General features: G+C 71.8%; 24 protein-coding genes and 1 pseudogene. 12 read left to right on the forward strand and 13 right to left on the reverse strand.

Annotation, left to right across the window (positions count from 1 at the left end; translation table 11 throughout):
- The first annotated feature begins 518 nt into the window (after positions 1–518).
- Positions 519–1,484, forward strand: a complete 966-nt coding sequence (locus OG570_RS21010; protein WP_326958574.1) for a hypothetical protein — start codon at positions 519–521, stop codon at positions 1,482–1,484.
- Here the strand turns inward: OG570_RS21010 and OG570_RS21015 are convergent.
- A complete protein-coding gene (locus OG570_RS21015; protein ID WP_326958576.1) occupies positions 1,477–4,137 on the reverse strand; it encodes a hypothetical protein in 2,661 nt (886 codons plus the stop codon). The genes OG570_RS21010 and OG570_RS21015 overlap by 8 nt on opposite strands.
- 328 nt (positions 4,138–4,465) lie before the next feature.
- On the opposite strand from OG570_RS21015, the gene shbA reads away from it, so the two are divergent.
- A complete protein-coding gene (gene shbA, locus OG570_RS21020; protein WP_326943904.1) occupies positions 4,466–5,116 on the forward strand; it encodes an RNA polymerase sigma factor ShbA in 651 nt (216 codons plus the stop codon).
- A 4-nt stretch (positions 5,117–5,120) separates the two neighbouring features.
- Here shbA and OG570_RS21025 read toward each other — a convergent pair whose 3' ends face one another.
- Together OG570_RS21025 and OG570_RS21030 are read right to left on the reverse strand one after the other, a co-directional pair.
- Complete coding sequence (locus OG570_RS21025; protein ID WP_326958578.1) at positions 5,121–5,423, reverse strand: cupin domain-containing protein; 303 nt, start codon at positions 5,421–5,423, stop codon at positions 5,121–5,123.
- A gap of 318 nt (positions 5,424–5,741) precedes the next feature.
- Complete coding sequence (locus OG570_RS21030; protein WP_326958580.1) at positions 5,742–8,732, reverse strand: BTAD domain-containing putative transcriptional regulator; 2,991 nt, start codon at positions 8,730–8,732, stop codon at positions 5,742–5,744.
- 89 nt (positions 8,733–8,821) lie between these two features.
- Between OG570_RS21030 and OG570_RS21035 the strand changes: the two genes are divergently transcribed.
- Complete coding sequence (locus tag OG570_RS21035) at positions 8,822–9,691, forward strand: alpha/beta fold hydrolase (protein ID WP_326958582.1); 870 nt, start codon at positions 8,822–8,824, stop codon at positions 9,689–9,691.
- A 4-nt stretch (positions 9,692–9,695) separates the two neighbouring features.
- The gene (locus tag OG570_RS21040; protein WP_326958584.1) at positions 9,696–10,067 is read left to right on the forward strand and encodes a glyoxalase; all 372 of its coding nucleotides are present in this window, start codon (positions 9,696–9,698) and stop codon (positions 10,065–10,067) included.
- 77 nt (positions 10,068–10,144) lie between these two features.
- Here the strand turns inward: OG570_RS21040 and OG570_RS21045 are convergent, their stop codons facing one another.
- Positions 10,145–10,510, reverse strand: coding sequence for an RNA-binding S4 domain-containing protein (locus OG570_RS21045; RefSeq protein WP_326958586.1), 366 nt, complete (start codon positions 10,508–10,510; stop codon positions 10,145–10,147).
- A gap of 207 nt (positions 10,511–10,717) precedes the next feature.
- Here OG570_RS21045 and OG570_RS21050 point away from each other — a divergent pair, with 207 nt between their 5' ends.
- Complete coding sequence (locus OG570_RS21050) at positions 10,718–12,274, forward strand: GMC oxidoreductase (protein WP_326958588.1); 1,557 nt, start codon at positions 10,718–10,720, stop codon at positions 12,272–12,274.
- Positions 12,275–12,328: 54 nt separating this feature from the next.
- Here OG570_RS21050 and OG570_RS21055 read toward each other — a convergent pair whose 3' ends face one another.
- Positions 12,329–12,814 (reverse strand): carboxymuconolactone decarboxylase family protein, encoded by a 486-nt coding sequence (locus tag OG570_RS21055; RefSeq protein ID WP_326958590.1) that lies wholly within the window; start codon positions 12,812–12,814, stop codon positions 12,329–12,331.
- On the reverse strand, positions 12,811–13,887 hold the full coding sequence (locus OG570_RS21060) for an NAD(P)H-dependent amine dehydrogenase family protein (RefSeq protein ID WP_326958592.1): 1,077 nt from the start codon (positions 13,885–13,887) through the stop codon (positions 12,811–12,813). The genes OG570_RS21055 and OG570_RS21060 overlap by 4 nt, the downstream gene beginning before the upstream one ends.
- A gap of 115 nt (positions 13,888–14,002) precedes the next feature.
- Between OG570_RS21060 and ilvD the strand changes: the two genes are divergently transcribed.
- On the forward strand, positions 14,003–15,694 hold the full coding sequence (ilvD, locus tag OG570_RS21065) for a dihydroxy-acid dehydratase (protein ID WP_326958594.1): 1,692 nt from the start codon (positions 14,003–14,005) through the stop codon (positions 15,692–15,694).
- Here the strand turns inward: ilvD and OG570_RS21070 are convergent.
- Together OG570_RS21070 and OG570_RS21075 are read right to left on the reverse strand one after the other, a co-directional pair.
- Positions 15,673–17,046 carry a class I adenylate-forming enzyme family protein gene (locus tag OG570_RS21070; RefSeq protein ID WP_326958596.1) on the reverse strand — a complete coding sequence of 458 codons (1,374 nt, stop codon included), beginning with the start codon at positions 17,044–17,046 and terminating at the stop codon, positions 15,673–15,675. The genes ilvD and OG570_RS21070 overlap by 22 nt on opposite strands.
- Positions 17,047–17,062: 16 nt before the next feature.
- Positions 17,063–17,476, reverse strand: coding sequence for an SsgA family sporulation/cell division regulator (locus tag OG570_RS21075; RefSeq protein ID WP_247056575.1), 414 nt, complete (start codon positions 17,474–17,476; stop codon positions 17,063–17,065).
- 390 nt (positions 17,477–17,866) lie between these two features.
- On the opposite strand from OG570_RS21075, the gene sigK reads away from it, so the two are divergent.
- The 3 genes from sigK (at position 17,867) to OG570_RS21090 (ending at position 20,018) form a co-directional block, all read left to right on the forward strand.
- A complete protein-coding gene (gene sigK, locus OG570_RS21080) occupies positions 17,867–18,463 on the forward strand; it encodes an ECF RNA polymerase sigma factor SigK (RefSeq protein ID WP_247056573.1) in 597 nt (198 codons plus the stop codon).
- Positions 18,460–19,185, forward strand: a complete 726-nt coding sequence (locus OG570_RS21085) for an anti-sigma factor (RefSeq protein WP_326958599.1) — start codon at positions 18,460–18,462, stop codon at positions 19,183–19,185. Before sigK ends, OG570_RS21085 begins: the two co-directional genes overlap by 4 nt.
- Positions 19,186–19,346: 161 nt before the next feature.
- Positions 19,347–20,018, forward strand: a complete 672-nt coding sequence (locus tag OG570_RS21090) for a fasciclin domain-containing protein (RefSeq protein ID WP_326943893.1) — start codon at positions 19,347–19,349, stop codon at positions 20,016–20,018.
- A gap of 58 nt (positions 20,019–20,076) precedes the next feature.
- On the opposite strand, the gene OG570_RS21095 is transcribed toward OG570_RS21090, so the two are convergent.
- A complete protein-coding gene (locus tag OG570_RS21095) occupies positions 20,077–21,081 on the reverse strand; it encodes an LLM class flavin-dependent oxidoreductase (protein WP_326958601.1) in 1,005 nt (334 codons plus the stop codon).
- A 105-nt stretch (positions 21,082–21,186) separates the two neighbouring features.
- Positions 21,187–21,852, reverse strand: a complete 666-nt coding sequence (locus OG570_RS21100; RefSeq protein ID WP_326958603.1) for a TetR/AcrR family transcriptional regulator C-terminal domain-containing protein — start codon at positions 21,850–21,852, stop codon at positions 21,187–21,189.
- A 98-nt stretch (positions 21,853–21,950) separates the two neighbouring features.
- On the opposite strand from OG570_RS21100, the gene OG570_RS21105 reads away from it, so the two are divergent.
- On the forward strand, positions 21,951–22,922 hold the full coding sequence (locus OG570_RS21105; RefSeq protein ID WP_326958605.1) for an NAD(P)-dependent alcohol dehydrogenase: 972 nt from the start codon (positions 21,951–21,953) through the stop codon (positions 22,920–22,922).
- On the opposite strand, the gene OG570_RS21110 is transcribed toward OG570_RS21105, so the two are convergent.
- Entirely contained in the window at positions 22,909–23,751 is an 843-nt protein-coding gene (locus tag OG570_RS21110) for an aldo/keto reductase (protein WP_326958607.1), read from the reverse strand. The genes OG570_RS21105 and OG570_RS21110 overlap by 14 nt on opposite strands.
- Before the next feature lie 100 nt (positions 23,752–23,851).
- On the opposite strand from OG570_RS21110, the gene OG570_RS21115 reads away from it, so the two are divergent.
- Complete coding sequence (locus tag OG570_RS21115; RefSeq protein ID WP_326943888.1) at positions 23,852–24,697, forward strand: helix-turn-helix transcriptional regulator; 846 nt, start codon at positions 23,852–23,854, stop codon at positions 24,695–24,697.
- A 21-nt stretch (positions 24,698–24,718) separates the two neighbouring features.
- On the opposite strand, the gene bdeA is transcribed toward OG570_RS21115, so the two are convergent.
- Entirely contained in the window at positions 24,719–25,645 is a 927-nt protein-coding gene (bdeA, locus tag OG570_RS21120; RefSeq protein ID WP_326958609.1) for a bis(hydroxyethyl) terephthalate hydrolase, read from the reverse strand.
- Between the two features lie 216 nt (positions 25,646–25,861).
- Here bdeA and OG570_RS21125 point away from each other — a divergent pair, with 216 nt between their 5' ends.
- Positions 25,862–26,053: a hypothetical protein gene (locus OG570_RS21125; RefSeq protein ID WP_326958611.1), complete on the forward strand. Its 192-nt coding sequence runs from the start codon at positions 25,862–25,864 to the stop codon at positions 26,051–26,053.
- Here the strand turns inward: OG570_RS21125 and OG570_RS48305 are convergent.
- Positions 25,979–26,302 (reverse strand): annotated as a pseudogene (locus OG570_RS48305) (IS5 family transposase); the annotation flags it as partial. The gene OG570_RS21125 and the pseudogene OG570_RS48305 sit on opposite strands and share 75 nt — an antisense overlap.
- Position 26,303 lies beyond the last annotated feature (1 nt).

The following is a 26,303-nucleotide window of genomic DNA, read 5'->3' on the forward strand; positions in this document are numbered from 1 at the left end:
GGTCGAGGCCGGGTTATGACGGCGCCGGAGCGTCGCCGGGGGTGGCCGGCCGGGTTCCGGGGCCCGGCCGGCCGCTGTGCGCACAGCCCGTGTTCGTCACGCATGGCCCCGTCCTCAGCCGAAGACGACGGTCAGCAGGGCGAGGATCAGCCCGATCGCGTGGGTCTGCATGGTTGGCGCACCTCCTCTCGGCGGGCGAAGACCAGGGAGGCGGCCCGGCCACCGGAGTGGTGAAAACGCACCGGCAACCGTCATTTCGACTCCTTCGACAGTGCGCACCAGGGCAGCACTCGGCGCGGGGTTCACCCCGTGGTCTTCGGTTTTTGCCGCGGAATCGCCGCGGCCCGCCAAGAATGCGGCCGCCCGGAACGGCCCGGCAAGGAGTTTCCCGTTTCCCACAAGGAGAGGAAAGGAAACTGCGGCATAACGATCCGTATGTCGTGCCATGATCGACTGGACAGCGGCCGCGGGGCTGACGAGTATTGACGACCGTGCGCGGAACGGCGAGGGGAGGAACGGTGGTCCTCAAAGCGGCGGATGTGGTCGGCGAGCTGAAGATTCTCCGCAAGGGGAGGGGAATTTTCACCACACCGCTGGGGGAACGGGTCGGGCCGGCGCTGCGCGAGATATGCGGCATTCTCGAAGATGACGACCAGGCCGAGGTGCAGCGTAAACTGTCCGGCCGTTTGCTGCCGCTGGTCGAGGCGCTGCCGGAGGACCTGAAGATCGTCCTGCTCGCCGCGTTCGCGCTGCACGAGAGCGCCCGCAAGCCCTTCTACCAGGAACGGGTGCACTGGGCGGCGATCACGCTGCAGCGCGACGACCGGACGGTGCGCCGTCGTATCGACGAAGGCATCGAACAGATCGCGGCAATGGCGGTCAAGGTGACCGAGCCGGATCCCGGACCGCGGTATCCGAGCCGCAGTTGGCACACCGAAGAACTGCGGGTCGCGCTGACGTTGGGCGACCCGTCGGCCGAGGCGTTCGAATTCCGGCGGGTCGTCGCGGACGCCGACGAAATCACCGAGCTGGATCTGGCGCTGACGCTGAGCGCGGCCGCGAAGTCAGGCGAATCCGTGCACGAGTCGGATCTGGAAGTGGACGTCTTCCACGGCGGTGTGCTGACCAGCCGGGCGATGGAGTCGAGCGACCGGATCGGGCTGGCGTTGCGGTTGCCGGAACCGTTGCGGCGCGGGGAACAGCACGAAATCGCGTTGCGGTTCCGGGCGAGCATCCGGGAACCGCACTACGTGTGCGTGCCGCGGCACCCGTGCGATCTGTTCGACCTGCACGTCAAGTTCGGCGACCGGGTGCCGGAGCACATCGTCCTCCTGGAAAAGGCTTTCCAGGAGGACGCGCGCGACACGTCCCGGCGCGGGACGCTGCTCAAGGCCGACGACTCCGGCGAGGTGCACGTCCGGTTCCGGCACCTCGCCCCCGGTTTCGCCTACGGCATCCGCTGGGAACCCGCGGACGTCAACTGACCCCGGCCCGGCCGGGCCAGATCAGCCGTTCGACGGTGAACAACGCCGACACGAACGGCTGGGGCAGCCGCACGACCTGCCGGGCGGCCTGGGCCTTGGCCGCCAGCTCGGTGCTGACGCCGAGCGCGTCGACGACGTCCAGCGCGGCGCCGTCGACCAGCCCGGTCGCCCGGTCACGCGGGCCGTGACCGCTCAGCGCCAGCGCGATCCCGAGGTCGAGGCGGCTTTCGATGGTCTCCGGGTGGGTCCGGCCGAGCAGCCGGATCTGCGGCTCCACAATGCCTTCCAGCAGCTCGGCCTGGCGGCCGAACTCGCGCAGCTGGGCGTGCGCCAGGCCCATCCCGTGCCGGATCCGGTACCGCAGCCGGTGGTCCCCGCCCAGCACCCGCAGCACGACCCGCTCGGTCGCGGACAGCACGGCCAGCGCGCGTTTGGGCTGGCCCAGGGCCAGCAACGCGCGGTCGGCGTGCGCCGCGGCCGTCAGGGTCAGCGGGTTTTCCGAGCCGTAGCGGCGCGCGTAGCTCTCCTCGAGCTCGCGCAGTTCGGCCGCCGAGCGCTCCCAGTCGGCCGGGGCGGCCCGCAGGTCGGCCAAGTCGAGCGCCAGCATCGCGTCGGCGCGGACGAGCTCCGCTTCACCGCAGCGGACGTGCCGCTCCCGGCCCGCCGCGTGGTAGGCCGCGACGACCTCGCCGGCAACCTCCCGCGCCCGTCGCGGTTGCCCGGACAGCTGCAGGCTGCGCGCGTGTTCGAGCCGGACGGCCGCCGGTTCGTCGCCGTCCGGCGGGGCGTCCCGCAGCTCCGCGAGCACCGGTTCGAGGAGCGCGACGGCCTCCCGCGGCCGGCCGCGCAGCCGGTGGGCCTGCGCCGCGACGACGGCGGCCCGGTAGCGCTCGCCGCCGTCGTCGGGCAGCCGGTCCCCGATGCGCCGCCAGAACGTCCGGTCGGCTTCGGCGTAGTCGCCCTGGCAGTCCAGGGCCTGCGCCGCGGTCAGGCCGGCCGCGTACTGCTCGGCTTCGCTGTCCGCGAGCACGAGCGCTTCACGCGCGTGCCCGACGGCCTCCGGGTACAGGCCGCACGCGATTTCGACGCGGGCCGCGCGGGTGTGGTCCGCCGCCGTCGCCTCGCCGCTCGCCAGGATCACGGCGTGGATCTCGCCGGCCGTCGTCGGATCGCCCTGGGCTTCGAACGCCGCCGCGACCGGCCGCAGCAGCCGCACCCGGTGCGCCGGCGCGGTTTCGGCGAGAGCGCGGGCGTGCTGGAGCAGGAAGTCACGCCGGCCCCGGTGGCCGGCCAGCCAGGCGAGCAGGACGTCGGCGGCGCGGCCGGGCAGGTCACCCGGGTCGAGCCCGGTGCGGGCGACGTCGAGGGTGAGACCCAGGAACCGCAGGTCGCCGTCCGCTTCGGTGGCGAGCCCGCGGCTGACGAGCGCCGCTTCGGCACGAGAACCCAGCACCTCGGCCGCGAACTCCGCCGGGACCGGCACGGGCGCGAGCACCGCACCCAGCCGGACCAGGTCCCGGGCCGCGGCGCCGAGGCCGGCGAGCAGGTCCCGGACGGCTTCCGGCGCGGTGTCCGGCAAGGCGTCGAGCACCTCGCCGGCCGGCGGCCGGAGCGCCGCGGCGCGCAGGGTGACCGGATGGCCGTCGCAGCGCTCGGCGAACCGCAGCACGGCCGCGCGCTCGGCGTCGCCGGCAAGCGTCCGGAACAGCCGCAGGCTCTCCTCGCCGGTGAGGCCGGCCAGGTCCACGGTCGCCGCGTCCCAGCGGCCCGACCGGCTGGTGACCAGGGTGCGGACGTGGTCGCCCGGCAGCACGAGCCGGTCGAGGACCGCGGGCGGCAGCCCGGCCGGGACGTCGTCGACGAGCACCAGCACCCGCTCGCGAGCGGCGTCGATCCGGTCGGTGAGCAGCGCGCGCAGGCGGTCGAGGTCCAGCCCGGAGACGTCGGTGCCGAGCCGGTCCGCGGCGGCGCGCGCGAGGGCGAGGGGGAACTGCGCGAGGAAGTCGTCCGGGTCGAGGTGCCCGAACGGGCCGGTCCGGAGCACCCCGCCGGGGAAGGCGCCGGCGAACAGGCAGGCGTACTGCTCGGTGAGCGCCGTCTTGCCGATGCCGGGCAGGCCGCGCACGACCACCGGCCGCGGATCCGCGGTGGCGCCCGGGAAGAGCGCGCTGTGGACGGCCCAGAGCGCCGGGTAGCGGCCGGCCGGCGGGCCCGGCCGGCCCAGGGGGACGTCGGTCGCGGCGACCTTCGCGCGGACCTGGGCGACGAGGTTCGCCGAGGTCACGGCGAACCTCGCGTCCCGGAGTTCGGCCGGCTCGAGGTGCGCCGTGTCGGATTCGGAGTTGAGCACCAGGACGCGATCCGCCGGGTCGCCGTAGTGCCAGGCAGCGGCCAGCGCGGCCGTCAGCTGCCATTGGCACGCGTATTCCGCCGGCAGGGCGGGTGAATAGCAGGCGAGCAGGACGCGCGATCCGGCGAGGGCGTCGATGGGCGCGTCGAAATCGTCGAATCGGGCCCGGAATACGCGCAGCCCGTCGGCTTCGAGCGCTTCTTCGACCCGTTCCACCGCCGGGTCGGCTCGCGGGGAACACAGGAAGACGTCGAACCGGTCCGTCACGGGGTAACCGTGCGGGCCGGAATCGGAATCCGTCATCGGGGCACACTCTCCGGTGGCGTTCAATGGGTGATCATCGGTGGAGGTCCTGGGGGTAGGGGGCGGTCACGGGCGAAGCATCGGTGCGCGGCGCGATTTCGCTACCGGTTCCCGCGGTGTGGCGACTACTGTCAAGAATCTGACCAGCCGGGCGGGGCCGACCGCCGGGTATGCCGAGTGGGCCGTTTCTCGTTAACGGACAATATGTGGACAAGAACCACAGCACTGCAACGTTGCTGGTCAGCGCCTCGATAATCGAATGCGGGAACAGAAAACGAGTTCCTGCGGAGTAGGTATTTCCGGGTGGCCGGAACGAGGAGGGAACCCCATGGAGACCATGGCGTTGGACACGGTTCCGGCCGAAGAGGTCGACGGCTACACCGTGCTGAAGGAGCTGCCGCGACCGGAAGGCCGGCTGACCAAGGAGGACCTCGACCCGGTGGTCGCGGCGGCGCGCACCGGTGACCCGGCGGCGATCCAGGCGCTGCTGCGGCTGATCAAGCCGACGGTCGCCCGCTACTGCCGCGCCCGGATCGGCGGCCGCGACCTGTCGTACCTCTCGGCCGACGACGTCGCGCAGGAGGTCCTGCTCGCGGTGCTGAAGGTGCTGCCGGGCTACCAGGACCGCGGCGGCTCGTTCCTGTACCTGGTGCGGGCGATCGCGGCGAACAAGGTCGCCGACGCGTTCCGCTCGGTGGCGCGCGACCGCTCGAAGCCGGTGTCGGAGCTGCCGGACCGCCCGCTGGGCGGCAACGAGCCGGAGAACCACGTGCTGGAGATGGACCTCGGCGCCCGCCTGGGCCGGCTGATGGCGACGTTGCCGCCGCTGCACCAGGCGATCCTGTCCCTGCGGATCGTCGTCGGCCTGTCGGCGAACGAGACGGCGGAGTCGCTGGGGATTTCGCCGGGCAACGTCCGCATCACGCAGTACCGCGCCCTCCAGAAGCTGCGCGCGATGATCGGCGAAAACGAGGTCTAGCGCGTCACTCCAGGTATTCGGTGATGAAGTGGTCGCTTTCGTGGATGTGCACGGCCTCGTAGACCCCGGGGCCGAGCACCGCGAACTTGTGCGCGGTGCCGGCCGGGACGACGAGCACGTCCCCGGCACCGCCGTCACGTTCCTCGGTACCGATGGTGAACCGCGCCCGCCCCCGGATGATGACGAACGTTTCGGCGTAGGGATGCCGGTGCAGCCGCGGCCCGGACCCCACGACGTCGCTGCTTTCCCGGATGACGGAGATCCCGGACCCGACGTCGCGCCCCTCGAAGTTCTCGCTGTCGCTCACCCGCTCCAGCGTAGGCGCCCCACGCAGACCGCGGTGCCGGTTTTCGCGCGGCCCCGTGTCGACCCCCCAATCACGCGTGTCGACCCTCCAATCACGCGAACTGACCCTCTGATCACGCGAGCCGACCCTCCAGGCACGCGAGCCGACTCTCCGGGTACGCGAGTTCGCCGGTCCGGTACGCCGAACTCGCGTGATCAGCCGCGGATCTCACGTGATTGAAGGCGGATCTCGCGTGATTGGGGGCGCATCTCGCGTGATTGGGGGCGCATCTCGCGTGATTGGAGGGACATCACGTGTGATTGGGGGGTCGACACGGCGTCAGGGGCGGGACTCCAGGGCGGCGATCCAGTGCGGGGCCTTGCAGCGGCGGGCCAGTTCCAGGGCTTGGCGGTAGTGCGAAGCCGCGGGACGGTTCAGAGCCGTTGCCAGTTCGGCCAGGTAGAACGCCACCGGGCGGAGGGTCAGCATGCCGCTGCCCGCGCCGGCCAGCTCGGCCGCCGCCGGGAGGAGCGCGTCGTACAGGCGGGTCATGGCGGGGACGTCACCGGTGTTGATGGCCGTCAGGGCCTGGAGGGACAGGCGGGCCTCGTACAGGAGGTCGTGTGGGGCGTCGCCCGGGTAGTCCACTGTGGACGCTCCGCGTTGCACCCGGTGGCACCGCAGGGCGAAGTCGAGGATGCCGTCCTCCAGGCCGGTCATGCCCGTCCCCGGGAGGCGGGCGGCCGCCGCGCGGAAGAGCGCTTCCGCCGCCGGGTCGTCCGCGATGCTCGCCCGCAACGCGCGGTACCACTGCGTGAACACGCCGACCAGCGGCAGGTCGTGGTCGGCGGCCAGGCGGTCGGCCGCCTCGGCGTGGACGTCGGCCGCGGGCAGGTCGGCCAGTGCCGAAAACGCCTGGACCAGCACCAGATGACCCAGCACTTCGAACGTCACCAGGCCGTGCGCCGCGGCGACGTCGACCAGTTCACGCCCGATGCGCGCCCGCTCCGGCGCCAGCCCGGCCCGGTCGAACGCCTGCATGAACCGCGCGTTGAGCGCGAACGCGAGCAGCGCCGGCTCACCCAGTTCCCGCGCCAGGGCCTCGGCTTCGAAGGCCGCCTCCCGGCCGCGGTCGCCGCCGGTGTTGCGCAGCTCCAGCGCGAGCGTCGCCAGCAGCCGCGCGCGCTCGGCGCGGCGCTCCGGCGGCAGCGCGACCAGCGTCTTCTCGACGACCGTGACGATCCGCGCGGCCAATTCCGGGTCGTCGTTGGCTGTCCACACCGCCGGGACGTCGAACGCGCCCAGCACGGACGCGGTCAGCACCGGGTCGCCGAGGGACTCCGCCAGCGTCACGGCTTCCGCGCGGTGCTCGCGGGCCTGCGCCAGCGCACCCGTGACGGCCAGCGCCCGCACCAGCCCCATGATCAGGTCCAGCCGCTCCCGGACGTCGTCGCCGGCCCGGTCGAGCGCGGCCCGCCACAGCCGCGCCGCCTCGTGCGGGGCCACCCGGCGCTCGGCGCGCTCCGCCGCCAGCCGCGCGTACCGCACGGCGGCCGGGCTTTCCGCGAGCAGGAAGTGGTGGGCCAGCGCGTCGACGTCGTCGGGGCGCAGCCGCTCCAGCGCCTCGCCGACGTCGGCGTGCCAGCGGGCGCGGCGCGTGCGCGAAAGATCGTGGTACAGCGTGTCCCGCACCAGGTCGTGCGCGAACCGGACCCGCCCGGGCGCGGGCTCGACCAGGAACCCGGCCCGGACCGCGGCTTCGACGTCGTCGAGGACGTCGGTGCCGGCCAGCGAGCCGAGCAGCCCGAGGTCGACGTCGCGGCCGAGCACCGCCGCACGGCGCAGCACTTCCCGCGTGCCGGCGGGCAGCTGAGACGTGCGGTGGCGGACGACGTCGCGGACCCCGGGCGGCACGACGGCGTCGGAGTCGGCGTCGAAGAGCCGCGCGAGCTCCCGCACGAAGAACGGGTTGCCGCCGCTGCGCCGGTGGATCGCCGCCGCGGTGGGCGCGGGGACGTCGTGGCCGAGCGTCGCGCGGACGAGGTCACGCACTTCGGTGGCCCCGAGCCCGCCCAGGTAGACGCGGGCGGGTTCGGCCCGCGCGACGCGCCCGAGGAAGCCGGCCAGGGTGGCGGGCAGATCGGTGCTGCGGTGCGTCCCGACGACGAGCACCCGCCGCACGGACGGATCCGCGACGACGGAGGCCAGCAGCGTGAGGGTTTCCGCGCCGGCCCACTGGAGGTCGTCGAACACGAGCAGCAGCGGCGTCTTGCGGCCGAGCGCGGCGAGGTGGGCGGCGACGGCGCGGTGCCGCCGGAACCGCGCGGCCACGGGATCGCCGCCCGGTTCGGGATCGAGCGCCACGGCCTCGCCCAGCACGCGGGTCCACGGCCACACCGCGGGCAGGCCCTCGTCGTCCGGGCTGGCGCCCCACGCCGTGGTCCAGCCGTTGGCGGCCAGGCGCGCCGAGAACGCCTCCGCCAACGCGGTTTTGCCCGCGCCCGCCTCGCCGGAGATCAGCGCCAGCCTCAACCGGCCGGTGCGGGCGGTGGTTGCCTCCGCGGCCAGCCGGGCCAGTTCGTCCGCGCGTCCCACCAGGGGCGAGACGGCCGGAGTCGCCGCCAGGATGTCCGCCTCCGCCTGACGCAGCCCGGGGCCGGGGTCGATGCCCAGCTCCGACGCCAGGACGTGCCGCGCCCGCCGCAACGCGCCCAGCGCGTCACCCTGGCGCCCGGCCCGGTAGAGGGCCAGCGCGAGCAGCCGCCAGCCGTCCTCCCGCAACGGCCACGCCTCGACGTGCGCCGCCAGGTCCGGCACCGCCTCGGCCGCGCGGTCCAGCTCCAGCAGCGCCGCCGCCCGCCGCTCGACGCCCAGCCGGCGCAGCTCGTCGAGGCGGTTGATCTCGCCGCGGGCCCAGGGCTCGTCGGCGAACTCCGCGTACGCGGGCCCGCGCCACAGCGCCAGGGCTTCGTCCACTTCGGACAGTGTCGCGCCGGGCGTGGTCACCGCGGCCTCGAAACTCCAGGCGTCGACGGACTCCGCGCGCAACGCGTACCCGGGTCCCGAGGTGACCAGCAGCCGGGCCGGGGTTCGCGGCGCCCGATCGGGTTCCAGCGCGCGGCGCAACGCGGACACGAACGTCTGGAGCGCGCCGACCGCACCCGCGGGCGGGTCCGGCCAGAGGTCGTCGACCAGGACGTCCACCGGCACGACCCGGCCGCGCGCGATCAGCAGCCGCGCCAGGACCGCCCGGTGCCGCGGGCCCTTGAGCGCCAGGGGACCCCGCTCGTCCTCGGCCACGAGCGGACCGAGCACGCCGAACCGGACCATGCACGCACTGTAACGCGCTCAGCCGGCGCTGACCCGGCGCTGATCGGCTTGACGCAGGCTCGCCGGGCAACCACCGCGAAAGGACGTCCATGCAGATCCCCGGGTTCGACTACCAGCGCGTCACGGTCGGTGACGACGTAGCTCTCAACGTCGCCGTCGGCGGCTCCGGCGCCCCGATCGTGCTGCTGCACGGCTTCCCGCAGACCCACCTGATGTGGCGGCACGTGGCCGCCGACCTCGCCGCCGACCACACCGTGCTCGTCCCCGACCTGCGCGGCTACGGCGCCAGCGACAAGCCGGCCGACACCGGCGAGACGTACGCCAAGCGCACGATGGCCGCTGACGTCGTCGCCGTCGCCCGCGCGTTCGGGCACGAGCGGTTCGCCCTCGCCGGGCACGACCGAGGTGCGCTGGTCGCCATCCGGGCCGGCCTCGACCACCCGGCCGCCGTCTCCCACCTGGCGATCCTCGACGTGCTGCCGACCCTCGACACGTGGGACGTGCTGCACGGCGTGAGCGCGGCGGTCGGCTTCCACCTCTACCTGATGGCCCAGCCGCCGGGCCTGCCGGAGACGCTCATCGCCGGCGCGCCCGACGCGTTCTTCGGGTACTTCCTCGACGCCTGGACGCAGCGCCCGGACGCGATCCCGGCCGACGTCCGCGCCGAGTACCTGCGGGCCAGCCGCGAGGCCGTGCCGTCGATCGTCGCGGACTACCGGGCGACGGCGACGGTGGACGTCGAGCACGACACGGCGTCACGGACGGCGGGCGACCGGCTCGGCATGCCGGTCACCGTGCTGCAGCAGGACTGGGGCGCCGCGCTCGGCTACGACGCGACGGCGTTGTGGCGCCCGTGGACGGCCGATCTGCGCCACCGCACGGTGTCGTCCGGGCACTTCATGGCCGAGGAGGCACCCGCCGACGTCGTGAAGGAACTGCGGGAGCTGGTGGCACGCTGAGGGCATGACCTTCGGCGTGCACCACGTCCAGCTGGCCATCGAGCCCGGCAGTGAGGACCGCTGCCGCGCGTTCTACGTCGGCGTGCTCGGGCTGACCGAGATCCCGAAGCCGCCGGAACTGGCCGCCCGCGGCGGGCTGTGGTTGCGGGCCGGCGGGCTGGAACTCCACCTCGGCGTCGAGACGGACTTCCGGCCCGCCCGCAAGGCCCACCCGGGCATCCTCACCGACGACCTCGACGCGCTGGCGGCCCGCCTCGAAGCGCACGGCAGCCCGGTGGAATGGGACGACGGTTTCCCCGGCCACCGCCGGTTCTACACAAGCGACTGCCTCGGCAACCGCCTGGAATTCCTGACCCCGGTTCCACCGCCCGCTTGACCCGAAGTCCGTGAATGCCACATCGAGGGACACCAAGTCCCTCGATGTGGCATTCACGGCTTTCAGCGCAGGTGTTGTCAGAGATCCGGTGAGCGGAACGCGTCCAGCACGCGGCGCTCCCTTTTGGTCGGTCGGCCCGCGCCGCGCTCGCGGCGGGCGACCGGGATCACGGACTCCGGGGTCGGCTTCGGCGTCCGGTCCAGGAAGCACGTCGCGGCGTCCGGCGCGCCCACGCGTTTCTGGATCACCCGTACCACGTCGAGGATCCTGGTCGTGCCGCCGACGCGGACGCGGACCTCGTCGCCGGGGACGACGGTCGTCGCGGGCTTCGCCGGCTTGTCGTTGACGCGCACGTGGCCGCCCCGGCACGCCGCCGCGGCGTCCGGGCGGGTCTTCATCAGCCGGACCGCCCACAGCCAGCGGTCCACACGGGTCGACTCCACAGTCGTCCATCATGGCCCATTCGCGCCAATGCTGCGCCGTGCCTGGAGGTTACTCGCGGGTATATGTCGACTTGTCTGTACCAGTGAGCTATAACGTGTTCTAAATACCTCAACGGTGAGGAACATCACATGAGCGACGAAGCCATGGAGAGAACAAACTCTGGCGGTCTTTCCCGACGTCTCTTCATTGCAGGAACAGGTTCTATCTTGGCCGGGGCCGCGCTCGCCGGCCGAGCCGCCGGTGCGACGCCGAGAGCGGCCGGCCCCATCCCCGACGGGGCCCGGGTCCCGGCCCTGGTGATCGGCTCCGGCTACGGCGGCCAGGTCACCGCCCTGCGGCTCGCGCAGGCCGGCGTCGACGTCCAGCTGGTCGAAATGGGCATGGCCTGGGACACGCCCGGCTCCGACGGCAAGATCTTCGCCAACACGACCACGCCCGACCAGCGCTCGTTCTGGTTGCGCACCCGCACGAAGCAGCCGCTGTCCAACTTCCTCGGGTTCCCGATCGACAAGGACATCCCGAAGTACACCGGCATCCTCGACGCCGAGGAGTTCAGCGGTATCACCGTGTACCAGGGCCGCGGCGTCGGCGGCGGCTCGCTCGTCAACGGCGGCATGGCCGTGACGCCGAAGCGGGAGAACTTCGGCGCGATCCTCCCGACGGTCAGCGCCGACGAGATGTACAACACCTACTACCCGCGCGCCAACGCCGGTCTCGGCGTCGGCCTCATCGACCCGGCCTGGTTCGACACCGCCGAGTGCTACCAGTACGCGCGGGTCGGGCGGAAGCAGGCGCAGCGGTCCGGGTTCCCGTACGTCTTCGTGCCGGACGTGTACGACTGGAACTACATGAAGCAGGAGCAGGCCAACACCGTGCCGCGCTCGGCGCTGGCCGGGGAAATCCTGTACGGCAACAACTACGGCAAGAAGTCGCTGCAGAAGACCTACCTGCCGCAGATCCAGGCGACCGGCCGCGTCACCATCTCGCCGCTGCACCGGGTGGCGAAGGTGACGCCGGCGTCCGGCGGCGGTTACACCGTCACGATCGAGCAGCTCAACACCACGGGTGACGTGTCGGCGACCAAGGTCGTGACCGCGGCCAAGGTCTTCTTCGCCGCGGGCAGCGTGGGCACGAGCAAGCTGCTGGTGAAGTTCAAGGCCACCGGCGCGCTGCCGAACCTCAACGGCGAGGTCGGCAAGAACTGGGGCGACAACGGGAACGTGATGGTCGGGCGGGCCAACCAGATCTGGGACCCGACCGGCAGCCTCCAGTCGTCCATCCCGTGCGGCGGCATCGACAACTGGGCGGCCGGCGGCGCGTTCGCGGAGGTCGCGCCGCTGCCGACCGGGATCGAGACGTGGGCGTCGTTCTACCTGTCCATCACGAAGAACCCGAACCGCGCGCAGTTCAGCTGGAACCCGTCGACCCAGAAGGTCGACCTGAACTGGCAGACGGCGTGGAAGCAGCCGGGCATCGACATGGCCAAGACCATCTTCGACAAGATCAACGCGAAGGAGGGCACGATCTACCGGTCCGACCTCTTCGGCTTCTACAAGATCTGGGGCGACCATCTGACCTACCACCCGCTCGGCGGCGCGGTGCTCGACAAGGCGACCGACAACTACGGCAGGCTCGCCGGATACCAGGGCCTGTACGCGATCGACGGTTCCCTGATCCCCGGCAACACGAGCGTCAACCCGTTCGTCACCATCACCGCGCTGGCCGAACGGAACATCGAGAAGATCATCGCCACGGACTTCTAGGGTCTGCCGCGGCTCGTCGTGAGTGTTTAGGGCGGTTCCAACCGCCCTAAACACTCACGAGCGGTGGGACGGGAGGACGCAGGCGACGTCGAGACCCAGGACGTGGTTGAGCCGCCCGAAGGCCAGCCACGAACCGAGGCTCATGCTCAGCTCGACGACCTCCTGCTGCGTGTAGTGCTCGGCCATCCGCTTCCAGAACTCGTCGTCGATGCTGTGGTGGTCGAGCGCGTACCGCTCGGCGTACTCGGCCGCCAGGCGCGTCCGCTCGTCGAACAGATCCGTCGTGCGCCACTCCGAAACGGCGTCGGCGAACTCCTCTTCGACCTTGACGCCGTCGCGTTCGGTGCGCCAGTCGAGGCAGAAGACGCAGCCGTTGATCTGCGCGATCCGCAGCCGCGCGGCCTCGAACTCCCGCAGCCCCAACGTGGTGTGCGAATAGACCGCCAGCGAGAACTTCGAGGCGGCGACCCCGATACCGGGCACCATTTCGCCCCACACGTACCCGATCGGGTCCTTGCCCTCGGGGATGTCGATGTTCACGAGCGCCTCCTTCCGAGCTTGCCGGCTGCCGGGCGCAGCGGGACGTCGAGTGCGTCGTAGAGGCCGGGTTTCGCGTCGGCCAGCCAGTCGATCGCGCCGACGAGACGGCCGACCGCGGTGGCGTTGCCGCCCGCGGACCGGTTTTCGCCTTCGTCGCTCGCTTCGACGCTGACCTCGATGCGCGGCCGGCCTTCGATGATCACGCGGTGGGCGCCGTCGCCGCTGGGCGGCGTCGGCCAGTCCGGCGCGCACGCCGGGTGGATGCGGGTGACGTGCTCGATGACGATCCGCGGCTCGCCGTCGACGATGCCCTGCACCTCGAACCGCACCGCGCCCTGAGTGCCTTTCTCGAACTCGCCCATGGTCCGCGTGGACACGGTTTCCTCCAGCGGACGCCGGTGCAGCGTCTCGCGCAGCTCGTCCACCTCGACGCCGAGGCCGCGCGCGATCAGCCGGACCTGCCCGCCCCACACCATCGACGGCACGCCGGTCATCAGCATCGGCGGGTCGTAGTCCATCGGCTGGCCCATGCCGACCAGGTACCGCACGGAGTCGGGCTGCTCGTAGGTCGAGTAGTCGAAGATCTCCTGGCAGCGGATGACGTCGACGTCGGTGCCGAGCCCGCTGATCAGCAGCGGCAGCACGTCGTTGCCCCAGCCGGGGTCGACGCCGGAGACGAACAGCGAGCCGCCGCCGTCGGTGATCGCGGCCAGGACCGGGTCCCGCAGCTCCGGCGGCGCGTTGCGCTGGTCGTAGAGCGGGTAGAGGGCCGGCGTCACGACGATCGCGCCCGAGCGGATCGCGCGCACGATGTCGGCCAGCGCGTCGTCGAAGCGGATGTCGCCGGAAGCGGCGTAGACGATCGCGCGCGGACTCGCCGCCAGCACCGCCTCGACGTCGTCGGTCGCGGTGACACCCAGGTCGCCGACGCCGGCGAGCGCGCCCGCGTCCTTGCCGACCTTGTCCGGGTCGTGCACGAGAACGGCGGCGAGTTCCAGTGCCGGATGGGCCTCGACGGCCCGGATTGCGGCCCGGCCGACGTTGCCCGTGCCCCACACCACTGTGGCGATCATTTTGCCGAGTTTTCGCCGGTTCGCGAAGGCGCGGGAAGCAAATCGTTCCGGTGAGCGGACCGCGCGGACGCGGGTAGCATCCAGTGCGTCCGAACGTCGTATCGGAAGGCGCGTCATGACGATCGACCCGAAGCCCCGCAGCCGCACGGTCACCGACGGGATCGAGGCCGCACCCGCCCGGGGCATGCTCCGCGCCGTCGGGATGGGCGACGACGACTGGCGCAAGCCGATCATCGGCGTCGCCAGCTCGTGGAACGAGATCACGCCCTGCAACCTGTCGCTCGACCGGCTGGCACAGGCGTCGAAGGAGGGCGTGCACGCGGCCGGCGGTTACCCGCTGCAGTTCGGCACGATCTCCGTCTCCGACGGCATTTCGATGGGCCACGACGGGATGCACTTCTCGCTGGTGTCGCGCGAGGTCATCGCGGACTCCGTCGAGACGGTGATGCAGGCCGAACGCCTCGACGGCTCGATCCTGCTGGCCGGCTGCGACAAGTCGCTGCCCGGGATGCTGATGGCCGCCGCGCGCCTCGACCTCGCGTCGGTCTTCCTCTACGCCGGCTCGATCGCCCCCGGCTGGGTGAAGCTCACCGACGGCACCGAGAAGGACGTCACGCTGATCGACGCCTTCGAAGCCGTCGGCGCGTGCCGGGCGGGCCGGCTCAAGACCGCCGACCTGGACCGCATCGAACGCGCCATCTGCCCCGGTGAAGGCGCTTGCGGCGGGATGTACACGGCGAACACGATGGCGTCGGCGGCCGAGGCGATGGGGATGAGCATGCCGGGATCGGCCGCGCCGCCGTCCGCGGACCGCCGGCGCGACAACTACGCGCACCTGTCCGGCGAGGCCGTGGTCGGGCTGCTCGAAAAGGGCATCACCGCGCGCGACATCCTGACCCGCGAGGCGTTCGAGAACGCCATCACCGTCGTCATGGCCCTCGGCGGCTCGACCAACGCCGTGCTGCACCTGCTGGCCATCGCGCACGAGGCGAAGGTCGCGCTCGACCTCGACGACTTCAACCGCGTCGGCGACCGCGTCCCGCACCTGGGCGACCTGAAGCCGTTCGGCAAGTACGTCATGAACGACATCGACCGCCACGGCGGCATCCCCGTGCTGATGAAGGCCCTGCTCGACGAGGGCCTGATCCACGGCGACGCGCTCACCGTCACCGGTAAGACCGTGGCCGAAAACCTGGCCGAGCTGGACCCCGAGCCGATCGACGGCGAGGTCCTGCGCAAGCTGGACAACCCGCTGCACCCGACCGGCGGCATCACCATCCTGCGCGGCTCGCTCGCGCCCGAGGGTGCCGTCGTGAAGTCCGCGGGCTTCGACACGGCCGGCTTCGAAGGCCCGGCGCGCGTGTTCGAGCGCGAGCAGGAGGCGATGGCCGCGCTGAACGAGGGCCACATCGAGGCGGGCGACGTCGTCGTCATCCGCTACGAAGGCCCGAAGGGCGGGCCGGGGATGCGCGAGATGCTCGCCATCACCGCGGCGATCAAGGGCGCCGGGCTCGGCAAGGACGTCCTGCTGCTGACCGACGGCCGGTTCTCCGGCGGCACCACCGGCCTGTGCATCGGGCACGTCGCGCCCGAAGCCGTGGACGGCGGGCCGATCGCTTTCGTCCGCACCGGCGACCGGATCGCCGTCGACATCAAGGCCCGCAGCATCGACGTGCTGGTCGACGCGGCCGAGCTGGCCCGCCGTCGCGAAGGCTGGGAGCCGCTGCCGAACAAGTTCCCGGAAGGCGTGCTCGGCAAGTACGCGAAGCTGGTCCGGTCGTCGTCCTACGGCGCCGTCACGACCTGAGCGAGGGCGCGTTTGTCGACCTTGCCGACTTCGGTGAGCGGCAGCGCGTCGGTGAAGGACACGCTCGCCGGGACGTAGTGCTCCTGGCCGAACGCTTTTCGGGCGAGGGCCTGCAGTTCCTCGACGGTGATCGGGTGCGTCGCGACGACGACGGCGTGCAGCACCTGGCCGTCCACGGTGTGCTTGCCGAAGACGGCGGCCGCGCGGACCGCCGGGTGCGTCGCGAGGGCGTGCTCGACGACGGTCGAGGGCACCTTCGTGCCGTGCTCGCCGACCACGACGACGTCGTCCACGCGGTCGAGCAGGTAGAGGTAGCCCTCGTCGTCGAAGCGGCCGAGGTCGCCGGTGCGCAGCCAGCCGGCGCCGACCTCCGGGCCGCCGAGGTAACCGTCCATCATGGACAGTCCGCGCACCTCGACCTCGCCGTCGGCGAGCCGCGCCTCCATCCCGGGCACGATCCGGCCGACCGAGCCGAGCCGCTCGGGGTGCCCGGCCAGCTCGGCGGCGGAGATGCTCGCGATCATCGGGGCTTCGGTGAGGCCGTAACCCTGGCCGACGACCGGGCCGAAAACGTCGAGCGCCTGCGCGAGCCGGTGCGGCGGCAGCGGCGCGGCGCCCAGGGAGAGCGAGCGGACGCTGCTGACGTCGGTGCTCGTCAACGCCGGGTGGTCCAGGACCGCGGCGAGGCGCGGTGGCGTCAGGGAGAGCGTGTCGATCCGGTGCTCCTGGATCGCTTCGAGGACGGCGCCCGCGTCGAAGCCGTCCTGGAGCACGAGGGTGTCGCGGCGCAGGAGCGCGCCGAACACGGTGGCGTTGCCGGTCATGTGCGTCATCGGCGCGACGAGCAGCGTGCGGCCGGGGCCGTCCGGCGACGGGGCGAAGATGTAGGCCATGCCGTCGTAGATGCCGCTGTGCCGGATGAGCTTCGGGGTGCCGGTGGTGCCGCCGGTGGGGAACAGGACGCGGACGGCGCTGGGAAGGTGCAGGTCCCGGGGCGCGCCGTCGAGGTCGTCGAGGGTGCGGACGTCGTCGCCGGGCCAGTCGTCCGGCCGGTCGGTGACGACGGTGGTGACCCCCGCCGCGGTGGCCGCGGCGAGCCGGTCCGGCCGCGGCGCCGAAGCGGCGACCAGCAGCACGGTGGCGCCGCGCAGGAGCGCCGCGAGCTGCACGAGCAGGGTCTCGGGCCGGTTCCGGACGTCGATCGCGACGACGTCCACCTCGCCCAGGCCGCCGTGCAACCGGCGCAGGCGGTCCCGGGCCTGGTGGTAGGTCGTGACGCCGTCCTGGTGGAACAGGACGCGGTCGCCGCCGTCGTCGAGGGCGGCCAGGACGGTCGTCAGGAAGAAGCTCACCCGGCGACGGTACTGCTCAGTCCTGGTACGAGAGCTTCTCGAGTTCGGTGTCGAAGTCGAACCAGTCGCTCTCGCTGCCGGCCGGGATGACCTCGTACGTCGTGTCCAGGAAGGCGGCGAGCTCCTTCGCGGGCGCCTCGAGCACGGCGGCGCCGTCCGGGGAGGTCAGCTCGACGATCACCAGCTCCGGGTTGCCGGCGGGGCCGATGCGCACGTCACCGTCGCCGCAGCGGGCGAGCAGGCCGTCGGCGAGCAGGTCGCGCCCGAACAGCCACCGGACGGCATTCGCGCCCGCGTGGAGCACGACGGCGACCGCGTACGGGTCGCGGGTGTCGTACTCGAGCTCGGCCGGCACCGGCTTCGGCTCCGCCCCGAAGGTGCGGAGGGCGAAATCGACGCTGGTGCTGGTCAGGCTGTGCGGCTCGGCCATGGGGTGGCCCCTCACGTCTCGTCGGTTCTGTCGATCTTGCTCTGGAGATAACCCATAGTGAGGTCAATGCCTTCTCAATGCGAAAGCGTTTCACTCCATAGGGGGACCGAGAAGTGCTAAAGGTCACCGTGAGCGTGAACAAACGGGCAACGCGCAGCCTCGAACGTGAAGGATTCGTCGCGACTTTCACGAAGCGGCCGGACCGGACCGAGTCCGCGACACCAGGTCTTCGGAGCCGCTGACCGGACGGATGGGTCCGGCTGCCGAACTTGCCCCGTCCGGGTGGGACACGCCACCTCATCGCCGCACAGACCAGTCCGCCGCGCCCGCCGGTCGCGAATCCCCCGCAGATGCCGGAGGGCGTCGTGGGTGACGTGGAGGTTGCCGGGGATGGGTGAGCGTGGGCGGCTGCGGCTGCATACGGACGAGGCTCCGGTGACCGTGGCCAGTGCCGAGGAGCTGCTGCAGCGGGTCGGGGCCGGGGACGAGAGCGCTTTTTCGGCGCTCTACGACCTCATCGCCGGTCCGGTGCTGGGTCTGGCGATGCGCGTGCTGCGCAACCACGCCCAGGCCGAGGAAGTGGCGCAGGAGGTACTGGTGGAGGTGTGGCGCAAGGCCACGAGGTTCGCCCCGGAGCGCGGCAGCGCGCTGTCGTGGGTGCTGATGATCGCCCACCGCCGGGCCGTCGACCGCGTGCGCTCCCACCAGGCCGTGCTCGACCGCGAGGACAAGGTCGGCCGGATGGACGTGCAACGGCCGTTCGACGAGGTCACCGAGTCCACCATGGCCAGCCTGGACCAGGAGCGGGTGCGCCAGTGCCTGTCCGCACTGACCGACCTGCAGCGCGAGTCCATCGTGCTGGCCTACTACAACGGCTACACCTACCCGGAAGTGGCCGAGGTGCTGAAGGTGGCACCCGGCACCGTCAAGACCCGGATCCGGGACGGGCTCATCCGGCTGCGCGACTGCTTGGGGGTGGAACGATGACTGCCGAACTGCACACGCTGACCGGCGCTTACGCGCTCGACGCGGTGTCCGATGCGGAACGTGCCGAGTTCGAACGGCACCTCGGGGAGTGCGCCGCCTGCCGCCAGGAGGTCGAAGAGCTGCGGGCCACCGGCTCGCGGCTCGCCGTCGCCGTGGCGGTCGACCCGCCGGCGGAGCTGCGGGCCCGCGTGCTGGCCGAGGTGGCCCGGACCCGGCAGGTGCCGCCCAAGGTGACCGCCATCGGCGCCGCGCCCGGCCGGGCGCGGACCTGGCAGGTGCGCGTCGCGCTGCTCGGCGCCGCCGCCGCGGCCGTCGTGGCGGTCGCGTTCGGCGTGCACACCGCCTCCAGCGACCGGCAGCTCGACACCGCCCAGCAGGAACAGGCGTCGCTCAACTCGGTGCTGACCGCGCCGGACGCCTCGACGCTCAAGGGCTCCGGCCAGAGCGGCGCCACGCTCGTGGTGTCGCGCGGCCAGGGCAAGGCCGTCCTGCTCGCCTCCGGGTTCCCGGCGCTCGACGCGGGCCACGCCTACCAGGTGTGGTTCACCGGCACCGACGGCACGCGGTCGGCGGGGCTGATGCAACCCGAGTCGCCGCACCAGATGCGCCCGATGCTCGCCGCGATCCCGCCGGGCACCGACCACATCGGGATCACCGTCGAGCCCGCGGGCGGTTCCGCGGGTCCGACGACCGCGCCGGTCAGCACGATTTCCCTTTCTTGACCGGTTTCGCCGAAACGCCGGCAGGGTGACACAGCTTCGCTTTCACCGCACAGTGAGCCGTGTCACCCGATCGGACCCAATCCGTTTTCACCGCAGCCCCGAATGACCCACAACAAACAGTTCCGAGTGAACTGTCCAAGCCGCTTAATGGAGTGATTTTCGTGCGTAACCTTCGTATTGCCGGTATCGGTCTGACGGCGGCCGCCGCGCTCACCCTGACCGCGTGCAGCGGCAGCGACACCGCGTCGTCGGGCAGCTCCAGCGCCCCGGCTCCGTCGTCCTCGATGGCCGCCCCGTCCTCCAGCGCCGACGCCGGTGCTTCCGATGGCATGACGACCAACGCCGACGTCTTCGGTCCGGCCTGCTCGCAGCTGCCGCAGGGCTCCGCGCCCGGCTCGCTGGACTCGATGGGCCCGCAGCCCGTCGCTTCCGCCGCCTCGACGAACCCGCTGCTGACCAAGCTGGTCGCCGCGGTCAAGGCCACCAACCTGGTCGACACCCTCAACAGCGCGCCGGCCATCACGGTGTTCGCGCCGGCCGACCCGGCCTTCGCCGCTTTGGGTGACGCCAAGTTCAACGAGCTGGCGGGCAAGCCGGCCGAGCTGTCGCCGATCCTGCAGTACCACGTCGTCGGCAAGCGTTACGACGCCAAGGGCCTCGCGTCCGCCGGCACGCTCGACTCGCTCAACGCCGCGGGTGGTCCGCTGAAGATCGAGGGCACCGGGGACAACATGACCGTCAACGGCGCGAAGATCCTCTGTGGCAACATCCCCACCAAGAACGCCACCGTCTTCGTGATCGACAAGGTGCTGACCCCGGGCACCAACAAGTAAGCATTCCCCGGATCAGTCCACAGTGGCCTCATCGAGGCCACTGTGGACTTTCCGCGTCTCAGGGGTGCCGGCCGAGCTCCGGGCCGAGCTTCGTCGCGATGTCCGTGAGGATCTGGACGTAGTCCTCGTGCTCGAAGGTGAACGGCAGCGCGAACGCGACCTCGTCGATTTCCCGGAACGCGGCGTGGGCGTGCAGCCGCTCGGCGATTTCCGCGGAAGTGCCGACGAAATCGGGGGAAAACAGCATTCGCGCCGGGCCCTGCGGCGTTTCCGTGCGCGGCAGCCGTTTCGCGGCGAACTCTTCGTATTTGGCGCGCTGTTCCGGCGTGGCGCTGTCGGTCGGGACGACGACGAGCCCCTGCGAGACCCGCGCGTTCTCGCCGTCGGGGTGGGCGGCGCGGAAGGTCCGGATGTGGGACAGCTGGATGTCCGCGAAGTCGTCGGCCTCTTCGGCCTTGACGACGCTGCTGGTCAGGAAGTTCATCCGGTGCTTGCCGGCCCACTCCGCCGAGCGCAGGCTCGCGCCGCCGTACCAGAGGCGGTCGCCGAGCCCGGGCGCCTGCGGCTGGACGCGGTCGGAGAACACCTCGAAGCCCGCGGTGCCGCTGAACTCCGTCGCCGGCTCGCCGCGCACGAAGCCGAGCAGCCGTTGGACGCGCTCGTAGCCGAAGTCCTCGACGTCCGCGGTGTCCGGGTAGAGGGCCGGCTTGACCTCGTCCCAGCGCATCGGCGGCCCGACGCTCAGGCCCGGGTTGAGCCGCCCGCCCGAGAGCAGGTCGACCGTGGCGAGGTCCTCGGCCAGCCGCAGCGGGTTCTCCCAGCCCAGCGGGATCACGGCGGTACCGAGGTGGATCCGGCTGGTGCGCTGCGACGCCGCGGCCAGCACGGCGACCGGCGACGAGATGCCGTACTGCAGGTGGCGGTGGCGCACCCAGGCGCTGTCGAAGCCGAGCTGTTCCCCGAGCTCGATGATCTCGAGGGTCGATTCGTGGCCGCGGCGCGGGTCGGCCGCGTCGAACAGGCCGATGGTCAGGAAGCCGAGCTTCCGCAGGGGTCGCGACACCGGTGTTCCTCCACGATCCGGGACGGGATGACGCTCTCGATTCTGCCCCTCGGACGCCGTCGTCCCACCTGCTGAACGTTTGGACCAAGTGCGGCTACGTCCGGCTCAGGTCTCGAGGAGGCGGTCCAAGCCGTCGAGGATGAGGTCCAGACCGAACTCGAACTCTTCCTGATCGTCGCACCAGCCCAGCGTCGAGTCCGGGTCGTCGTGGGCTATCTCGCTCAGCATGCCCACCAGGTTGGGCAGCTGGCCGGCCAGGTCCGCGGGGGTGCTGTCGCCGCTCTCGGACGGGTCGAACAGCTCCTGGTTGAAGCCGAGCGCGCGGCTGCCCAGGGCGTGCAGCGAGTGGTGGACCAGGTCGTACGAGAAACCGCCCGCACGCATCAGGCCGACCAGGGCGTCGTAGTAACGCAGGACCGCCAGGCTCGTCGACGAGCGCGTTTCGAACAGTGCCGGTGCCCAGCGGTGGCGGAGGAACACCTCGCGCGCCGCCAGGATTCGTTGGCGCACCGCGGCTTTCCAGCCTGGAGCGGAGATGTTCGCGACGGCTTCGTTGATCTCCTGGGCCACCGCGTCGACGATGCCGTCGAGCACGTCTTCCTTCTTGGCCACGTGGTAGTAGAGCGACATCGCCTCGGCACCCAGCTCCTCCGCGAGACGGCGCATCGTGAGCGCGCGCAGGCCGTGCTCGTCCGCGAGTTCGACCGCCGCGCGCAGCACGCGCTCGCGGCTCAGCGGGGTCCGCGGTGCGGGGACGGCGTCGGTGGCCACCCGCAAGATCGTACAAGGTAAGGCTGGCGATCATGCGCCTTACGGCGTACGGTCGCCTTACAACGTACGACTTACGTTGTAAGAGCCGGGGAGACGTCATGAAAGCGCTGGTCCTGCACGCGTACGGCCCGCCCGAGCACCTGAGTTTCGAGGACGTCGCCGAGCCGGTGCCCGCCGCCGGTGAGGTGCTGGTCCGGGTGCTTGCCACCTCCGTGAACCCCTACGACTGGCACTACATGCGCGGCGAGCCGCGGATCGCGCGCCTGATGCCCGGCGGCCCGCGACGGCCACGCGCCGTGATCCTCGGCTGCGACCTGGCGGGCCGGGTCGAGGCGGTCGGCGAAGGTGTGACGGCGTTCCGGCCCGGCGACGACGTCTACGCGCTGCTGCCGCACGGGGCATACGCCGAGTACGTCACCGTTCCCGAAGACCTGCTCGCCCCGAAACCCGCGAACCTGTCCCACGCGCAGGCGGCGGCGATGCCGATGGCGGCCGTCACCGCGCTGGTCGCCCTGAGCGGGGTGGAACGCGGGCACCGCGTCCTGGTCAACGGCGCTTCCGGCGGGGTCGGTACCTTCGCCGTCCAGCTGGCCAAGGCGCTCGGCGCGCGGGTCGACGCCGTCTGCAACGCGGCCAACGCCGACCTCGCCCGCTCGCTCGGCGCTACCGAGGTGACCGACTACCGCGAAGACGACTTCACCCGCGGCGGCCGCACCTACGACGTTCTCCTGGACATCGCGGGCAGCCGATCGCTTCCGGCCTGCCGGCGGCTGCTGACCCGGACGGGCCGGTTCGTCGCCGTCGGCGGCCCGGCCGGGCGCTGGGTGCAGCCGGCCGGCCACGTGTTCGGTGCGCTGGCCGCCGGGCCCTTCACCGGACGGAAGGTCGTGCTCGCGGACGCGGTGGCCTGCCGCGACAAGAAGGCGGTCCTGAGCAGGCTGGCCGGGTACGCCGAGTCCGGCGCCCTCACGCCGGTGATCGATCGGAGTTACCCGTTCGGCGACCTCCGCGAGGCGATTGCGTACCAGGAAGCGGGGCACGCCAAGGGAAAGGTCGTCATAACCCGGTGATCGCCGTGTGCTCCTCGGGGCTCAGGGCGAGGTCTTGCGCGGCCAGGTTCTCCCGCACGTGCGCGATCGACGTCGTGCCGGGGATCGGCAGGACGGCCGGGGAGCGGCCGAGCAGCCAGGCCAGCGCGATCTGCGAGACCGTCGCGCCGTGCCGCGCGGCGATGGGCTCGAGCACGCGGCGGACCGCGTCCGGCCCGGCGGTGTCCGTGGGTGCGCCCGGGACGGACAACGACACCGGCTGCCACGGGACGAAGACCGCGCCGGCCTCGGTGGCGGCGTCCAGCAGCGGTTGCTCGTGGCGGTCCGCGACGTTGTAGTGCGCGGTGACGGCGGCGACGTCGACGATGCCCTGCGCGGTGCGCAGCTGCTCGAGCGTCACGTTCGACAGGCCGATGTCGCCGATCACGCCCTCCTCCCGCAGCTCGGCGAGGGTAACGACCTGCTCCTCGAACGACGCGTCCCGCGCCCAGCCGCTGTGCAGGTAGTAGAGGTCGATCCGCTCGACGCCGAGACGCCGCGCGCTCAGCTTCGCGGACTGGCGGAGGTACTGGCGGTGGCCGAGCGCGGCGATCGTCGCGAGCTCCGGGCCGCTGCGGACGAACCCGCCCTTGGTCGCGATCCGCAGGTGCTCCGGGTACGGGTGGAGCGCGTCGCGGATCAGCAGCTCGTTGGTGTGCGGGCCGTAGACGTCGGCGGTGTCGATCAGCGTCACGCCGGCGTCGGCGACCTGGCGCAGCAGCTCGACGCCGCCCTCGCGGTCGGGGTACTCGCCCCAGTGGCCCGGCCCGGTGAGCCGCATCGCGCCGTAACCGATTCGTGGAGTGGTCATGACCCCACCGTCGGCCGGCTGCGGGCGCCGGACCAGGGAGGGTGTTGCCTATGCACGCGCGTACCAGGCAGCCGGGCGCCGACCGGCGGACACTGGAGGGATGGATGGCACCGAACTGGGCGAGTTCCTGCGGGCCCGCCGCGCCGCGCTCGACCCGCGCCGGGCGGGGCTGCCCGACGACGGCCGGCCGCGGCGGGTGCCCGGCCTGCGGCGGGAGGAACTGGCCCAGCTCGCGCACGTGAGCACGGACTACGTGATCCGGCTGGAGCAGGGCCGCACCCGGCGGGTGTCCCGCACGATCCTGGACGCGCTCGCGGACGCCCTCCGGCTGGCCCCGGACGAGCGCGCGTACCTGTTCACCCTGGCCGACGTCGCGCCGCGCACCTCGCCCCGGCCGCCCACGGCGGATCGGGTCGCGGGCCCGTTGCGGCGCCTGCTCGACGGCATGCCCGACATCCCGGCGCTGGTGCTGAACCGCCGGCAGGACGTGCTGGCGTGGAACCGCGCGGCCGTCGCCCTGCTGATCGACTTCGGCGCGTTGGCGCCGGCCGAGCGCAACCTGATCCGGCTGACGTTCCTCGACGCCGGTTACCGCTCCCGCTACGCGGACTGGCCGCGGGCGGCACGCGCGTGCGTCGAGGTGCTGCGCATGGAGGCCGGCCGGGACCCCGCCGACCCGGTGCTCGCCGCGCTGGTCGGCGAGCTGGTGCTGAAGGACGCGGAGTTCCGGTCGTGGTGGAGCAGCCACCAGGTGCGCGGGCCGCGGGAGCTGACCAAGACCTACGTGCACCCGGTGGCGGGCGCGGTCACCTTGGACGTCCAGCAGTTCTCGGTGGAGACGCACCCGGGTCAGCGGCTGGTGGCCTACACCGCCGAGCCCGGGTCCGACTCGGAATCCGCGTTGCGGTTCCTGTTGCAGTGGGCCACCGAGCCCGCGCGGCGGTGAAGCGCGGGCCCGGCGGACCGGTCAGCCGGCGTGCGGGCAGTTGCCCCGGTAGTCGGAGATCGTCGTGCTGGTGCCCGGGATCGGGCAGAGGAATCGCTCGTACCGGGTGTCGTCGTCGATGAACCGCTTGAGCCAGGACAGCGTGTACTTCGCGATCGTCGTGTTCGCCGAGTTCGGCGCGAAGTGGCTGGCACCGCGCAGTTCCAGGTACGCCTTGTCCAAAGAGGACGGCAGGCTCGTGTAGAACGGGATCGAGTGCGACGCCACTGGGGCGACGGTGTCCGCCTGGGCCCCGACGACCAGCGTCGGCACCCGCACGGTCGACCAGCTCTTCGTCAGGTTCCAGCCGGTCAGCGGGATGGCCGCCTGCAGGGACGGCCGTGAGCGCGCCGCCTCCAGGGTGCCGCCGCCGCCCATCGAGTGCCCGACGACGCCGAGCCTGCTGCTGTCGATCCGCGACCGCACCGAGCTCTGCTGGGTCAGGTAGTCCAAAGAGGACAGCAGCTGCCTGCCCCGGCTGTCGGGCTGGTCGCTCGTGGTCAGCGTGTCGATGGTGAACACCACGAACCCCTGCGACGCGAGCCGCGGGCCCAGCCAGGAGATGCTCGACTGGGTGGCCGTGAAGCCGGGGGCGATCGAGATCGCGCCGAACGTGCCGGCGGTCGTGCTGGTCGGGTAGTAGATGGTGCCGCCGCCGAAGCCGGAGACGGCCAGCCGGGACACCGTGGTGGTGCCGGTCGCGAAGCTGCCGCGGCTGGCTTCGATGCTGGACGTGGTCGGTGCCGGACCCCGTTCGTAGGGGTTCGCGGCGGCCGGGGCCGGCGCGACGACACCGGTGGTCAGCGCCAGCGCGGCCGCCACGACACCGGCGGTCTTGCTGCGCCAGCCGAGGCGGCGGGTTTTCTCACCCGAGCCAGACGACGTCGGCGGGCTGGTGAGTACGGACATGGATCGCTCTCTTTCCCCGGGCAGGCGAAAGTGCGCCCGGATACGGACGGCGGATCGATGGAACCGTTGCACGGCAGGGGAACGCATGCCGCGTGCGAGGAGGCGGAGTGGGCCGCTCCCGTCGCCCCATGAAACACTTCGTCGAAATGTTCCACAACGGCCGAACGGGTGAGGAATTGTCCGGTTGTTGGTGAATGAGCGCCCAGGAGCTGTCCTGTGAGTCATCAGAGCCAGAGCGCGATGGCGGCGGTGGTGAAGTTCGGCCTGGTAGTAGGCAGCGCGTTTGGCGTAGCGGATCGCCAGGTCACGGAACTGTTCGAGCCGGTTGAAGCAGCGTTCGACGACGTTGCGGTGCTTGTAGATCTTGGCATCGAAGGCAGGCGGTCTGGTTGTCCCGCTCCGGGCTGACGAACCTGATTCGCCGGTCCCGCGTCGCTTCCCGGGTCGAGGGATGCGGGAGCCCTTGTCCGCGATGATCGTCTCCGACCGGCATCGTGGACGCCCCGGTCCGACGCGGGCGACGCTGATGCCGCCCGGCAACGGCACCAGCTGAGGGTTGTCGCCGGCCTGGCCCGGGGTGGGCAGGAACCGCATCGGCAGGCCACGTCCGTCGACGGCGAGGTGAATCTTGGTGCTCAGTCCGCCGCGGGATCGTCCA

The sequence above is a fragment of the Amycolatopsis sp. NBC_01286 genome (genome assembly GCF_035982555.1).
In the GTDB taxonomy this organism is placed as follows: domain Bacteria; phylum Actinomycetota; class Actinomycetes; order Mycobacteriales; family Pseudonocardiaceae; genus Amycolatopsis.